Source organism: Nitrosomonas eutropha, from assembly GCF_003201195.1.
GTDB classification, from domain to species: Bacteria; Pseudomonadota; Gammaproteobacteria; order Burkholderiales; family Nitrosomonadaceae; genus Nitrosomonas; species Nitrosomonas eutropha.
On the sequence record NZ_QICQ01000028.1, the window covers coordinates 22,572 to 36,188 of the forward strand.

Sequence of the window (13,617 nt, forward strand, 5' to 3'; positions counted from 1 at the left end):
TCCTTTTTTTGTTTCTCCATCAGACACTACCATCCGACCCTGGCTATTAGCCACCATTAATTCACATGAATCCATCCACTACCAACTTTATTCAGAACCTTGCTGATAACAGTATTTACAAGCTCCCGCCCCACTCCATCGAGGCTGAACAATCCGTCCTTGGTGGACTCATGCTGGATAATCAGGCATGGGACAAAGTAGCGGACATCATTATCGAGAGTGATTTCTATCGCCAGGATCATCAACTCATTTACCAACACATCTGCCGGCTTATAGAACAAAGTAAGCCGGCAGATGTAATAACTGTTGCAGAATCTCTTGAAAATGCGGCCCAACTGCAACACGCGGGTGGGCTAGCCTATATCGGTGCCATTGCACAGAATACTCCGTCTGCAGCCAACATCCGCCGTTATGCGGAAATCGTACGGGAACGTTCAATCATGCGCAAGCTGGCGCAAGTCAGCACACAAATAACTGATTCAGCTTACAATCCTGCAGGCCGTTCTGCGGGTGATCTGCTGGATGAAGCAGAAAGCAGAATATTTGAAATCGCTGAACAAAGTGCGCACGGGAAACAAGGATTTGTTGATATCCAACCATTGCTCAAGCAAGTAGTTGAGCGAATCGAGATGCTCTATAACCGGAGCAATCCCAGCGATATTACCGGCATTCCATCCGGCTTCAGCGATCTCGATCAAAAAACTTCTGGTTTCCAAGCCGGTGACCTGATCATCGTTGCCGGGCGACCTTCGATGGGAAAAACCGCCTTTGCGCTCAATATCGGAGAACATGTCGCACTGGAAGCTGGCAAACCAGTGGCAGTGTTCAGTATGGAAATGGGGGGCGCACAGCTTGCCATGCGTATGTTGGGCTCAATCGGGCGATTGGATCAACACAAAGTACGCACAGGCCAACTGGATGATGATGACTGGCCCAGACTCACCCATGCATTGGGAAAGCTAAACGATGCGCCGATATTTATTGATGAAAGTGCTGCACTGAACTCTCTGGAGCTGCGTGCCCGCGCTCGGCGTTTGTATCGTCAGCATGAAGGGCTGGGGCTCATCATTATTGACTACCTGCAACTCATGTCATCAACCTCGCCCAACAGTGAAAGCCGCGCCGCCGAAATTTCAGAGATTTCACGCTCACTGAAGGCACTGGCAAAAGAATTGCAGGTTCCCGTAATCGCTTTGTCGCAGCTGAATCGTGGCCTCGAACAACGCCCCAACAAACGTCCGATTATGTCTGATTTGCGTGAATCAGGCGCTATCGAACAGGATGCAGATGTTATTTTGTTTATTTATCGGGATGAAGTTTATAATCCGGATACTCAGGACAAGGGTATTGCTGAAATTATCATCGGCAAGCAGCGTAACGGGCCGATTGGCAAAGTTGATCTGACTTTTCTGGGCGAATTTACAAGATTTGAAAATTGTGCACGTACCGCTGACTATTACTGATTCAACCTGTCCGAACAATTAATTTATACCCATACGGCGGTACTGAATAGCTTCCGCCACATGCTTTCCCAAAATAGGTTTACTGCCTGACAAATCTGCAATGGTTCGAGCCAGCTTCAGTATTCTGTGATAAGCCCGTGCTGAGATATTCAAATGGGTCATGGCTCGTTCCAGCATACGCTTCCCCTCCGCATCCAGAACACAATATTTTTCAATTTCCTGCACCCCTAACCTCGTATTGGGTACGTGTTGACGATTTAACTGACGTTGCCGGGCAACCAACGTTCGTTCTCGAATAACAGCGCTGGATTCACCCGGACCGGGGCGCAACATATCCTCCTTCGGCAAAGCAGGGACTTCAATCTGAATATCGATTCGATCCAGCAACGGACCGGAAACCTTGCCACGATAACGCGCTACCTGATCAGGTGTACAACGACATTTATTGGTGTAATGCCCCAAATACCCGCATGGACATGGGTTCATTGCAGCAATAAGTTGAAATCTGGCTGGAAAATCTGCTCGGCGTGCAGCGCGTGAAATGGTAATGTGACCGGATTCAAGCGGTTCACGCAGCACCTCCAGAACCCGCCGATCAAATTCGGGTAACTCATCAAGAAACAGCACTCCATGCATGGCCAGTGAAATCTCACCCGGGCGTGGAATACTGCCCCCACCCACCAATGCCACGGCCGAGGCAGTATGATGGGGTGACCGAAACGGGCGACGCTTCCAGTTAGCCAGATCAAAACTGCCACTCCCCAAAGATTGAATGGCAGCCGATTCCAGCGCCTCCTGTCCGGTCATGGGCGGCAAAATTCCCGGGATACGCTTGGCTAACATGGTTTTTCCCGTGCCCGGTGGGCCAATCATCAGCACACTGTGTCCACCTGCAGCAGCGATCTCCAACGCGCGCCTGGCCTGCATCTGCCCTTTGACATCTCCCATGTCCGGATAATCATTTGATTCTAACTCAGCCGATCCACCACGATAAGGTTGCCATGGCTCCTGCCCAGTCAGATATGCACACAGCTGCAGCAGCGAAGCAGCAGGATAGATAGTCGCCTCTTTGACCAGTGCTGCTTCGCCGGCATTTTGCTCTGGCAAAACGAAACTGCGGCCTGAACGGGAGGCACTGTAAGTCATGGCCAGTGCGCCACGAATCGGGCGCAGGCGACCATCAAGAGACAACTCCCCTGCCCATTCATACTGATCGAGTTTATTTGCAGGAATCTGCCCGGTTGCCGCTAAGATGCCCAGCGCGATAGGCAAATCGAAACGCCCGCTTTCCTTGGGTAAATCAGCCGGTGCAAGATTAACCGTAATACGCCGGGCAGGAAATTTGAATCGTCCATTCTGCAGTGCGGCGCGCACCCTGTCTTTACTTTCCCTGACTTCCGTTTCCGGAAGCCCAACGATAGTAAATTTTGGTAAACCGTTAGCAAGATGCACCTCTACGGTCACTAGCGGCGCGTCCACTCCACACAATGCACGGCTATACAGAATAGCCAGAGACATAAAGGAACACGATCAAAGCATGGTGAGCCAGTGCTTCACCAGAAAAAATGTAACAAATCTCAGCACTACCTGTCATTGGCCGATCCGGGGCCAGAAGTATCCATTACATCTTCTACGGTACCTTCAACCATTGTTGATGGATGTGCCTGCTGCTCCAGTTTGTTCACCTTCTCTTCCAATTCAGCCAGCCTGATACGCGTACGCTTGATCACTTCCTGTTGCACATCGAATTCTTCCCGCGTGACCAAATCCAGCCGGGAAAAAATACCCATCAACATGGCGCGCATATTTTTCTCGATATCTTTAGCCGGGCTGCCCGCTAAGATTTCATTAACCTTGCTGCCGATTTCATCCAGTACATTTTTATTCAGCATTTTTTCTCTCCATTAAATTTCAAAGTTTTATTATCGGCTTCCGGGATAAAATCTCATATTTTAAACGAACAGGCAAACACAAATCGGCAGCTCCTGCCCGAACTATCGGACAGCATACAGCTGCATTATCCATTCCTTAACCTACCTTCAACCAATAAGTTTTAATGGACCGTCTGCAACTTCTGGAGTACTGGCTGAAAACCCTCTACCCCGATCAGCCCTTCACTTTGTCGCCTGCCTCGGCAGATGCCAGTTTTCGCCGCTATTTTCGTGTAGCTTTTCCCAGGGAAACACTGATTGCCATGGATGCACCGCCGCAACTGGAAGATTGCCGACCTTTCTTGCATGCCGCCAGTGTATTTGCGAAGGCATCCATCCATGTGCCCGACATCGTCGCACAAAATCTGGATCAAGGCTTTTTGCTGTTATCCGATCTTGGTACCACTACTTATCTGCAAGCACTTACCACGGAGCCAGAAAATGCCAATCAGCTTTACCAGGATGCCATTGACACACTGATCAGGATACAAAGCGCCAGCCAAAAAAATATCTTCCCTGAGTATGATCAGACGTTGCTTTCCCGCGAGCTGGAACTTTTTCCTGATTGGTACATGACGCGCCATTTACACGTTACGCCGAATGATGACCAGAAAAACACACTCAGGGCAGCTTTCAATCTGATTCTCGACAATACCGTTGCGCAACCGCAGGTATTCGTACACCGCGACTACCATAGCCGCAATCTGATGGTATCTGTTCCCAATCCGGGGGTGATCGACTTTCAGGATGCCGTTCTTGGTCCCATCACTTATGATCTGGTGTCCCTGTTCAAAGATGCCTACATCCACTGGGAAGAAGCACAGGTACTGGACTGGATAATCCGTTACTGGGAACGTGCACGCTGGAGCGGATTACCCGTTGCAGCCGATTTCTCCGGTTTCTACCGGGATTTTGAATGGATGGGTGTACAACGCCATCTCAAAGTGCTGGGAATTTTTTCCCGGCTGTACTATCGGGATCAGAAAGACGCCTATCTGCAAGACATGCCCGCAGTCATGCAATATCTACGAAAAACCTGCGAACGCTATGGCGAGCTTCATCCGCTGGCCCGACTGCTGGATCAACTGGAAGAAAAAACACCTGCAACCGGTTATACTTTCTGACCGAGAAACACCTGATGTTCAAAATCATGATCCTGGCAGCTGGCAAAGGGGAACGCATGAAGCCGCTCACTGATACCTGCCCCAAACCATTGCTGCGGGCGGGTGGAAAAATGCTGATCGAATATCATCTGGAGAAACTGGTACAGGCGGGTTTTTCCAGCGTTGTCATTAATCACGCCTATCTTGGCGACATGATTGAAGCTGCACTGCAGGATGGCAAACGCTATGGCCTCCATATCCAATATTCACCGGAATCCATCGTACTGGAAACCGCAGGCGGAATTACCAATGCACTACCACTGCTCACCAACCCCGATAAACACCAGCCTTTTGCAGTTATCAACGCTGATATTTTCTGCGATATGGATTTCTCCACCCTGTGGCCGATTTTGCAACAGATGCAATCAAATTCAGAGCAAATATTGGCTCACCTGATCCTGGTAAATAACCCGCCACATCATCCAGAAGGTGATTTTTCGCTACATAACGGTTCCGACAAACTGGTTGAATCAACTTGTCCGGATTGCCGAAAACTCACTTTCAGCGGCATCGGGGTTTATCATCCCGCCCTTTTCAAAAATGTGCTCCCCAATCAAGCTGAAAAACTGGCTCCCCTGCTGCGCCAGGCTATTACTGCCGGAAAAGTTACCGGCTCACATTACTTAGGTATATGGATGGACATCGGCACCCCTAAACGCCTGCAACTGCTCGATACCAAACTCAGGCAATCTGCGCTGTGAACCTGTTTATGGTCTTCTGGGCAATATGTCAGGTGGATAAATTGCAGGGCTGGTATTGAGCAGTTGCAGTTGTATCTGGGTGAGTATTTGTTATCAAGGGTATGGGAATTGAGGTGGGTATAAGACCTTCTGTGTATGTGTTCTGATAGCAAATATTTGGTATTTTCGATATTTTCGTAACCACATTTTCCTGTGCAGGATGCCTGTCATAATTTGCTGATGGCATGACAAATTAGTACAAACGAACTGAATTCATAATACACATGCTGTTTTATCCCGTTTTATTCTTCAACAGCATCAGGGTTTTCCACCCGTCCTGGTTTGTGATGGTGATGGCTACCGGTATTGTATCTGTTGCCTTTGATGTGCTTGATTTCACGGTTATAGCAAAGTCTTTGTTTGCTCTGACCTTATCGCTTTATTCTGTTTTTTGCCTATTTTTTGTCGCACGGATCGTATTTTTCCCGCGTGAACTGCTATTGGAACTTTGTATTTTGTCACGGAGCTGGCTGTTTCTGGCTTTCGTGGCAGGAACCAATACGGTCGGAGTGCAACTGATCTCGTTCGCTCAGGCAAATAGTCTGGCAAACGTACTTTGGTGTAGTGCGTTTTTTGCCTGGCTTGTATTGATCGGTTTTATTATTTTTAATATCTTAAGGTTGCCGCGAGAAAGTGCTGTCAATTTCATCTGTGGAGCAACACTTCTTCTGACTGTAAGTACTGTGTCGATCGTGCTGCTGGGGAGTTATCTGCTCGATGCAACGGATGAAAATACGTGGAACTTCCTGGTGCTCTGGGGGATATGGATATTGGGTTGCGTTTTATATTTATTTGTAATTTATTTGATTATCCGCCGGCTGTTCTTTAGTTGCTTTGTCCCGGAAAACTGGCAGCCGTCTTACTGGATTTGTATGGGAGCGCCTGCCATTATCACTCTTGCTGGTTCGGAATTTTTTACTCGCTTACCCCGCTCTCTCTGTGATGATCTAGGGCAGGTGACGTTGGAGATGAGCCTCCTCGCGTGGGCATTTGGTACTTTATGGATACCTTATTTGCTAGGTATGGATATACGAAAATTTACCGTTGAATTGGATTCAGCCGCAGCCTGGATAAAAATATTTCCCTGGGCAAGATTGGCATGCAAAGGGAAGTGTCGTGCTTATGATATCGAAGCATGGAGCAGAGTATTTCCGGCAGGAATGTATACCGTATGCACCTTCTCTCTGGCGAAAGTAAGTGGTTATTACTTTCTTGAATCTATTTCCTTTTATTGGTGTTGGTTTGCGCTGTTGATCTGGTTGCTCACCTTGATCGGCACATTTAGATCACTGATAAATTACAGATAAACTATCTATTCTGGCTGCTCTGCATTACTTTTCAGAATTTTCCAGAATAGAAAAATATGTATTGAAAAAGTTGTAGCAGGTGTGCTTTTTGGATCACTCTATGTTTTGAATCTGTTCGCGCAGTTGTTCAATCATAACTTTCATTTCTATGGATATGCGAGTGATTTCTCTGGCAACTGACTTGGATGCCAATGTATTGGCTTCCCGGTTAAGTTCCTGGGTCAGAAAATCAAGCCGTTTGCCGACAACGCCACCAGCCAGCACGATATGTTCAAATTCATTCAGGTGTCCCTGCAGACGCGATAATTCTTCATCCACATCAATTTTATTGGCAAACAAGGTGAATTCCTGACGGATACGTTCATCGTTTTCATCAAGACCAGCTGTCTTTAAGCAGTTTAGCAATCTTTCCTGAAAACCAGCCAGAATGGCTGGTAGGCTGGGTAACAGATCTAGCACCAGTTGACGTAATTGTTGTACGCGTTCCAGTAGCAGGTTTTGCAGTTTTTCTCCTTCACGCCTGCGAGCCAAAACCAGTTCTTGTAAAGCAGTCTGCAGCAGTGTCATGCAGGGGGGACGCAATTCATCGACTGAAATCCGATCGCTATCAAGTACCCCGGGCCAGCGCAAAATTTCAGCAACAGAAAGATCATTCGCTGCAGGAAAGATTGATTTGACGTCACGACTCATTGCCAGCAGATTATTCAATAGATCATGATTAAGTCGTTGGTGACGGGAGGTGCCTGAGTAGATTGAAAAAGTAAGGCGACAATCTACTTTTCCCCGCGTTATGCCTGTACCTAGAAAATCCCGCATCTCAGGTTCCAGTACACGAAACTCGTCAGGAAGCTTGAATTGCAGGTCAAGATAGCGATTGTTGACTGAACGTAGTTCCAAAGCCAGCGATCCTTGCGGAATTTCTGCGGAAGCTGCCGCATAACCTGTCATGCTTGTAATCATGAACTTTTCCATCCGACGGGTAGTCCAGAGCGATTGGGGATGATGCTATACTCAGCCCTTAAATTATATTTTTGATTCATGGAGATAAGCATAATGAGAATATTAACATTTCTGGCTTTGGCATTGCTTGCTTTTAGTCTGACAGCACTGGATGCCGAAGCCCGGCGTCTGGGCGGTGGCAGCAGCCTTGGGAAACAGCGCCAATCGCTTAACCTTAACCGACAGCAGCAACAGACTACTCCCCAGCAAGCCCAGCGCCCCGGGCAATCCGCAGCACCCGCTGCAGCAGCAGGGGGTAGCAAATGGCTGGGGCCACTGGCCGGATTGGCTGCTGGTGGATTGCTGGCGTCACTGCTTATGGGCGGAGCTTTTGACGGAATCAATATGATGGATATTCTAGTGCTGGCAGGCATAGCAGCTGCCATATTCTTCGGAATACGCATGATGCGCAGATCTTCCGGAGGCGGACAAGCAGCGCGACCTATGCAATATTCTGGTGCGGGAGCTGGGCATAGTATGGGAGGAATGCCATTTCCTCGTCAGGATACGGCAACTCCTTCGGGAGGAGTAGCTTCCGGGGTCGGTGGTCAGTCTGCCGCCAATACGGATGCTCTCGATATTCCTGCTGGTTTCGACGTGGATTCCTTTCTTAAAAATGCCAAAGGTTCATTCATTACGTTGCAATTGGCGCATGATTCCGGTGATCTAGAAGAGATTCGCGCATTTACAACACCTGAATTGTTTGCAGAAATCAGTAAACAGATTACTGAGCGCGGTAATGTTACCCAGCAGACTGATGTGACCCATGTTAATGCAGCCTTACTAGACATAACCACTCAGGATAATCATGCGGTTGCCAGCGTCCGGTTTACCGGTGAGCTACGGGAAGCTCCCGGGGCACAGTTGGAGCCTTTTGACGAGATCTGGCATGTTGAAAAAGATCTGGTTGCCTCTGATTCTGCCTGGCTGTTGTCCGGCATTCAGCAGGCATCTGATCTGAAGCATTGATCATACGGACGTGCTCTGGCCAGATCGGTTTGTCAGCTATTATGGCTGAATTATCTGCCGTGTCAGGACTTGATAGCCAGAACACGTCCGTTAAGTACCTGAATGAAATCTTGATGCTATCTCTGCCAGCAATTGGGAATAAATCACTGATTGCTGGTAATAAACTACTCAAACATCCATAAAATGGATTTCGAAATACTGGAAAAAACCATCTGCTTTCAGGGTTTTTTCCGTCTAGAGCAGTACCGCCTGCGTCACCGTAAATTCGACGGAGAGTGGGGGCGCCCGATCACACGTGAATTATTTGAGCGGGGACATGCAGCAGCAGTATTGCCTTACGATCCGCACACTGATGAAATTTTACTGATTGAACAGTTTCGTGCAGGCGCCATGTCTGCACCAGATGGTCCTTGGTTGCTGGAAATTGTGGCGGGCATAATTGAAGCTGATGAAGCGCCAGAACAGGTGGTTGCAAGAGAATCCATCGAGGAAGCGGATTGTCAGATCAGTAGCCTGATCCCGCTGTATGATTATCTGGTCAGCCCCGGTGGTACGACTGAGCGAATTGTATTGTTCTGTGGTCGGGTTGATATGAAAACGATTGATGCGGGCAGTATTCATGGCAATGGCGAAGAAGATGAGGATATCAAGGTGCATGTCATGTCTTTTCATGATGCGTTGGAACTATTGAATACCGGTCAGATTAATTCTGCCAGTGCTATTATTGCATTACAGTGGCTTGCTTTGAACCGCGACACTGTTCAGCAGCACTGGCTGTCAAGATAGGAGTGCACGCATGTGTGCCAGTAAATCTACAGGATTTTACCAGGCACAATATAGTTTGCTGCTGGCTATTTTTCTATGGGCTGGCATGCTGTTTGCACAACCCTCCAATACGGCCACTGGCGCAGCTAATGGCATTGCTGTCTGGCTGGATGTTAACGGCGCCATCAGTCCAGCCATGTACGATTACATTCATCGTGGACTCTCCAGAGCGGCCGAACAGCAGGCGCAGATCGTTATTCTTCAAATGGATACACCCGGCGGGCTGGATGTGTCCATGCGCAAGATCATCCAGGAAATTATTGCTTCCCCGATTCCAGTAGCAAGTTTTGTAGCCCCCAGCGGCGCGCGTGCAGCCAGTGCCGGCACCTATATTCTTTACGCCAGTCATATCGCGGCCATGGCACCTGCAACCAATCTGGGCGCTGCCACACCGGTAAAGATAGGAGCCCAGTCACAAGAGATAAAGGCCCCCGGGCATAAACCGGAAAATGAAAGAACCAACCCAATCGGTTCATCTGGTACGCAGGATGCCATGACAATGAAAGTTATCAACGATGCGGCCGCTTATATCCGTGGACTTGCCCGGATGCGCGATCGCAATGCTGACTGGGCAGAGCAGGCAGTACGAGAGGGTGTCAGTCTGACATCTGCAGAAGCACTTGATAACAACGTGATTGATCTGATAGCAGATGATCTGGGTGATCTGCTGACGCAAATAGACGGACGTGTAGTCGATTTAGCCGGACAAAAAGTAGCGTTATCTACTCGATCGCTGGTGTTGGAGCACTTTGAACAGGACTGGCGTACACATCTACTGGCAGTGATCACTAATCCCGATGTTGCTTATATCCTGATGCTGATTGGTTTTTATGGTCTGATCCTTGAATTTGCAAATCCCGGGACAATCGTGGCTGGTGTAATCGGGGCAATCAGCCTGCTGCTGGCTTTGTTTGCCTTTCAGGTGTTGCCAATCAATTATGCTGGACTGGCGCTGATTCTACTTGGCATCACTTTTATGCTGGCAGAGGCACTCGTGCCGGGCGTGGGAGTGTTAGGCATTGGAGGGGTGGCGGCTTTCATCATGGGATCGATTATGTTGATTGATACGGAAATACCAGGGTACGGTATTTCGATTCCATTGATCGTTACATTTGCACTGATATCGGCTGGGTTTTTTATGATGGTACTTGGCATGGCGCTCAAATCCAGGGAAAAACCAGTTGTCACAGGTAGTGAACAACTTATTCGCAGCATGGGAGAAGTAGTGGAAGGCTTTGATCAGGAAGGTTGGATCCGGATTCATGGCGAGTTGTGGCGTGCCAGATCCAACACCCCATTAAAACCTGGACAGCAGGTCAGTGTAATAGCCATACATGGATTGATGCTTGAAGTGGAGCCTTACCAACCTGATCTTACAATCAACACAACGGAGGATTGATATGCACACGGATATCGTATCAGTTATTACGCCAATACTGATTTTTTCCATCTTTTTTCTGGCCAGTGCGCTTAAGGTATTGAAAGAATACGAGCGCGGGGTCGTGTTCATGCTGGGGCGTTTTTGGCGAGTCAAAGGGCCGGGTCTCATCGTTGTCATTCCAGTTATACAAACTATGGTGCGGGTTGATCTACGCACAATTGTGATGGATGTGCCCGCTCAGGATGTTATTTCGCGTGACAATGTTTCGGTAAAAGTAAATGCCGTGCTGTATTTTCGTGTGGTTGATCCGGAAAAAGCCATTATTCAGGTTGAGGATTACAATATGGCGACCAGTCAGCTGGCACAGACAACATTACGCTCCGTGCTGGGACAACATGAGCTGGATGAAATGCTGGCCAGTCGCGACAAGCTCAATACGGATATCCAGTTGATTCTGGATGGGCAGACTGAAGCGTGGGGTATCAAGGTATCGAATGTCGAGCTCAAGCACGTTGATCTCAATGAAACAATGGTTCGGGCAATTGCAAGACAGGCCGAGGCCGAACGGGAGCGCCGTGCCAAAATCATTCATGCAGAAGGAGAATTGCAGGCATCACGCCATTTGCTTGAGGCCTCGCAAATTCTGGCGAAGCAGCCTCAAGCTTTGCAACTGCGCTATCTGCAAACGCTGACAGAAATAGCAGGAGAGAAAAGTTCTACGATTGTTTTTCCGCTACCGATAGAGTTGTTGGCTGTTTTGCAAAAAATGTCAGAGAGAACATCTGTCAGTGACGATTAGATTAACTAATCAAACGATGGATGATGATTAGCGATTCATCATTGGATGTACGCCGGCTTTGATCGCACGGATTGCTTCTTCAGGAGAACCCACCACTAAACCACGGGGACAGAAATAAAATTTGGCCAGCTCCCGCTGTGCCTGTAATTGGGTAACCATTTCAAGTGGTTGCCATTCAGAAATGGTGGCACGTACCCAGTTGCGTGTTTCGTTGTTGCCTGTTGCATAGCGTTTCCGTTCGCGTGTTTTGCAGCGTATCCCTTCGTATGAAACATTGCTCGCACCTTGTCCGGATTGGGCTACCATACTGTAGCGGATCACACGTTTCTCATCGACACTGATTGATTTGGCATCGATAAAATAACGCAATCTTGCAGTAGGGCCGGCATCAAATTCCAGTAGATTTTCCGGTTGTGGGTAGGCAGGCAGACTGGATTGAATGGCTTCCCAGTCTTTTTTGTGATCAAGCGTATCGAAGAATGTACTTTGGGTGATGCAGGCGGTGATACCAAGAGTCAGCATCAAGCTCAATACAGTTTTTATCCACCGATTGAGTTTTCGGTACATAGCCTTGCGGAAAATCAGAAAAAAATCAGCAGCTACCATCATTGTGTGATTGGCTGGTCTGAAGAAACCGGCTGGGATACCTCTCTAGAGGAGAAGTATCGCTGCAGCCGGTTGAAAGCAGAATTGTGCAGAATATTTAAATCTTGCCAACCAGATCAATAGATGGCTTCAGCGTGGCAGCACCATCAGTCCATTTGGCAGGGCAAACTTCGCCCGAGTGAGTAGAGACGTATTGTGCAGCCTTAGCCTTGCGCAGTAATTCAGCAGCATTACGACCGATACTGAGATCCTGAACTTCTAGTGCTTTAATTTGGCCTTCTGGATTGATAATAAAACTTCCACGTAAGGCTAATCCTTCTTCTTCAATGAGTACGTCAAAGTCGCGTGCCAGCTGTCTGGTTGGATCGCCTATCATGGGATATTGAACCTTACGCACCACGCTGGAGCTGTCGTGCCATGCTTTGTGTGTGAAATGTGTGTCGGTAGAAACCGAATAGACTTCAATGCCTGCTTTCTGGAACTCAGCATAATTATCTGCCAGATCCTCCAGCTCGGTTGGGCATACAAAAGTAAAGTCGGCTGGATAGAAAACGATAACCGACCATTTGCCCTTTAATGTTTTGTCGGATACCTCAACAAAATCGCCATTGTGGTATGCAGTTGCCTTGAACGGTTTAATAGTAGTGTTAATCAGTGACATTGCCGCTTCCTTTTATGTAGTTGACTCAGAATAATAAGCTTTGACAGAAGTTTAGAACGCTGTATCAAATTAGTCTAGTCCACAATGAATGTGACCAGTAGTCTTTATAACATATATTGCAGGAGTTACTGGGTCGTGTAGCGAAACTAAAAGCCCGTCTGATCCCAAATGATTATACAGATAAAACTCGTTATCCCTTGTTCATGACGCGAGTAGTTAGTAGTTATGAGCAAGTTGAAAAATGATAATTGCTTTGCATCAAACGCCTTATCTGCCAGCAGATGATCTGCATCATCGCCTTCGGTCAGGCGGCCAACTTGCATGTAATCAGCAGTGGTACCTGGTGTAACAAGGATTTTGACCGGCATACCATGCGCATCCTCGGCCAGATGTATCTTGGTGTTGAGCTCTCCCTTTCGCCCGATTTATCTCCTCTGGCTTCACTGGCATGTGGGTGAACCTTGCCGTGACTGGTATCTATCATCAGCCATTCATAATCCGGATCATCCATCAGGATTTCCAGCAATTTTTCCCGGATACCCTTGTCACGCCAGCGAGTAAAATGGCGGGGGGTATTGCTCCACCCCCGTAGTCCGGCGGCAAATGCCGCCATGGAGCTCTGTTCGCATAACCCAGAAAACAGCATTGATAAACCGACGATTATCTGTGGCTATACCTGAGCTATGATTATTTCTGGTGTATGACAAGGGAGAAGGAAGCGGTGTAACCTGTTGTTGAGGATCTGGCAGATCAACCAACAAAACAAGGGAAAC

Annotated in this window: 13 protein-coding genes and 1 pseudogene; 8 read left to right on the forward strand and 6 right to left on the reverse strand. The window is 48.1% G+C overall.

Going from position 1 to position 13,617, the window contains the following annotated elements:
* The first annotated feature begins 65 nt into the window (after positions 1–65).
* On the forward strand, positions 66–1,463 hold the full coding sequence (dnaB, locus tag C8R14_RS10195) for a replicative DNA helicase (RefSeq protein ID WP_011635360.1): 1,398 nt from the start codon (positions 66–68) through the stop codon (positions 1,461–1,463).
* 18 nt (positions 1,464–1,481) lie between these two features.
* Here the strand turns inward: dnaB and C8R14_RS10200 are convergent, their stop codons facing one another.
* Both C8R14_RS10200 and C8R14_RS10205 read right to left on the reverse strand, forming a co-directional pair.
* Positions 1,482–2,981: a YifB family Mg chelatase-like AAA ATPase gene (locus C8R14_RS10200; RefSeq protein WP_011635359.1), complete on the reverse strand. Its 1,500-nt coding sequence runs from the start codon at positions 2,979–2,981 to the stop codon at positions 1,482–1,484.
* A 65-nt stretch (positions 2,982–3,046) separates the two neighbouring features.
* Positions 3,047–3,355, reverse strand: coding sequence for an accessory factor UbiK family protein (locus C8R14_RS10205; RefSeq protein WP_011635358.1), 309 nt, complete (start codon positions 3,353–3,355; stop codon positions 3,047–3,049).
* Between the two features lie 164 nt (positions 3,356–3,519).
* Between C8R14_RS10205 and C8R14_RS10210 the strand changes: the two genes are divergently transcribed.
* From C8R14_RS10210 to C8R14_RS10220, 3 genes are all read left to right on the forward strand, one after another.
* Complete coding sequence (locus C8R14_RS10210; RefSeq protein ID WP_011635357.1) at positions 3,520–4,518, forward strand: aminoglycoside phosphotransferase family protein; 999 nt, start codon at positions 3,520–3,522, stop codon at positions 4,516–4,518.
* A gap of 14 nt (positions 4,519–4,532) precedes the next feature.
* A complete protein-coding gene (murU, locus tag C8R14_RS10215) occupies positions 4,533–5,258 on the forward strand; it encodes an N-acetylmuramate alpha-1-phosphate uridylyltransferase MurU (protein WP_011635356.1) in 726 nt (241 codons plus the stop codon).
* A 263-nt stretch (positions 5,259–5,521) separates the two neighbouring features.
* A complete protein-coding gene (locus tag C8R14_RS10220; RefSeq protein WP_041353588.1) occupies positions 5,522–6,604 on the forward strand; it encodes a tellurite resistance/C4-dicarboxylate transporter family protein in 1,083 nt (360 codons plus the stop codon).
* 93 nt (positions 6,605–6,697) lie between these two features.
* Here C8R14_RS10220 and C8R14_RS10225 read toward each other — a convergent pair whose 3' ends face one another.
* Entirely contained in the window at positions 6,698–7,564 is an 867-nt protein-coding gene (locus C8R14_RS10225; protein ID WP_041353587.1) for a YicC/YloC family endoribonuclease, read from the reverse strand.
* Between the two features lie 93 nt (positions 7,565–7,657).
* Between C8R14_RS10225 and C8R14_RS10230 the strand changes: the two genes are divergently transcribed.
* From C8R14_RS10230 to C8R14_RS10250, 4 genes are all read left to right on the forward strand, one after another.
* On the forward strand, positions 7,658–8,572 hold the full coding sequence (locus C8R14_RS10230) for a Tim44 domain-containing protein (protein WP_011635353.1): 915 nt from the start codon (positions 7,658–7,660) through the stop codon (positions 8,570–8,572).
* Positions 8,573–8,755: 183 nt separating this feature from the next.
* Positions 8,756–9,358: an NUDIX domain-containing protein gene (locus C8R14_RS10240; RefSeq protein WP_049753132.1), complete on the forward strand. Its 603-nt coding sequence runs from the start codon at positions 8,756–8,758 to the stop codon at positions 9,356–9,358.
* Positions 9,359–9,368: 10 nt separating this feature from the next.
* Positions 9,369–10,796 carry an NfeD family protein gene (locus tag C8R14_RS10245; protein WP_011635351.1) on the forward strand — a complete coding sequence of 476 codons (1,428 nt, stop codon included), beginning with the start codon at positions 9,369–9,371 and terminating at the stop codon, positions 10,794–10,796.
* Between the two features lies 1 nt (position 10,797).
* On the forward strand, positions 10,798–11,577 hold the full coding sequence (locus C8R14_RS10250; RefSeq protein WP_011635350.1) for a slipin family protein: 780 nt from the start codon (positions 10,798–10,800) through the stop codon (positions 11,575–11,577).
* A 27-nt stretch (positions 11,578–11,604) separates the two neighbouring features.
* Here C8R14_RS10250 and C8R14_RS10255 read toward each other — a convergent pair whose 3' ends face one another.
* The 3 genes and pseudogenes from C8R14_RS10255 to C8R14_RS10265 form a co-directional block, all read right to left on the reverse strand.
* A complete protein-coding gene (locus C8R14_RS10255; protein WP_242500255.1) occupies positions 11,605–12,099 on the reverse strand; it encodes a CNP1-like family protein in 495 nt (164 codons plus the stop codon).
* 181 nt (positions 12,100–12,280) lie between these two features.
* The gene (gene ahpC, locus C8R14_RS10260; protein ID WP_011635348.1) at positions 12,281–12,844 is read right to left on the reverse strand and encodes an alkyl hydroperoxide reductase subunit C; all 564 of its coding nucleotides are present in this window, start codon (positions 12,842–12,844) and stop codon (positions 12,281–12,283) included.
* Positions 12,845–13,098: 254 nt separating this feature from the next.
* A pseudogene (locus tag C8R14_RS10265) lies at positions 13,099–13,521 on the reverse strand (IS5 family transposase); the annotation flags it as partial.
* Positions 13,522–13,617 lie beyond the last annotated feature (96 nt).

What these genes read in the sequence shown, in the direction of transcription:
- dnaB (WP_011635360.1), top strand. Translation starts at nt 66, where the DNA reads ATGAATCCATCCACTACCAACTTTATTCAGAACCTTGCTGATAACAGT.
- C8R14_RS10200 (WP_011635359.1), bottom strand. Translation starts at nt 2,981, where the DNA reads ATGTCTCTGGCTATTCTGTATAGCCGTGCATTGTGTGGAGTGGACGCG.
- C8R14_RS10205 (WP_011635358.1), bottom strand. Translation starts at nt 3,355, where the DNA reads ATGCTGAATAAAAATGTACTGGATGAAATCGGCAGCAAGGTTAATGAA.
- C8R14_RS10210 (WP_011635357.1), top strand. Translation starts at nt 3,520, where the DNA reads ATGGACCGTCTGCAACTTCTGGAGTACTGGCTGAAAACCCTCTACCCC.
- murU (WP_011635356.1), top strand. Translation starts at nt 4,533, where the DNA reads ATGTTCAAAATCATGATCCTGGCAGCTGGCAAAGGGGAACGCATGAAG.
- C8R14_RS10220 (WP_041353588.1), top strand. Translation starts at nt 5,522, where the DNA reads ATGCTGTTTTATCCCGTTTTATTCTTCAACAGCATCAGGGTTTTCCAC.
- C8R14_RS10225 (WP_041353587.1), bottom strand. Translation starts at nt 7,564, where the DNA reads ATGATTACAAGCATGACAGGTTATGCGGCAGCTTCCGCAGAAATTCCG.
- C8R14_RS10230 (WP_011635353.1), top strand. Translation starts at nt 7,658, where the DNA reads ATGAGAATATTAACATTTCTGGCTTTGGCATTGCTTGCTTTTAGTCTG.
- C8R14_RS10240 (WP_049753132.1), top strand. Translation starts at nt 8,756, where the DNA reads ATGGATTTCGAAATACTGGAAAAAACCATCTGCTTTCAGGGTTTTTTC.
- C8R14_RS10245 (WP_011635351.1), top strand. Translation starts at nt 9,369, where the DNA reads ATGTGTGCCAGTAAATCTACAGGATTTTACCAGGCACAATATAGTTTG.
- C8R14_RS10250 (WP_011635350.1), top strand. Translation starts at nt 10,798, where the DNA reads ATGCACACGGATATCGTATCAGTTATTACGCCAATACTGATTTTTTCC.
- C8R14_RS10255 (WP_242500255.1), bottom strand. Translation starts at nt 12,099, where the DNA reads ATGCTGACTCTTGGTATCACCGCCTGCATCACCCAAAGTACATTCTTC.
- ahpC (WP_011635348.1), bottom strand. Translation starts at nt 12,844, where the DNA reads ATGTCACTGATTAACACTACTATTAAACCGTTCAAGGCAACTGCATAC.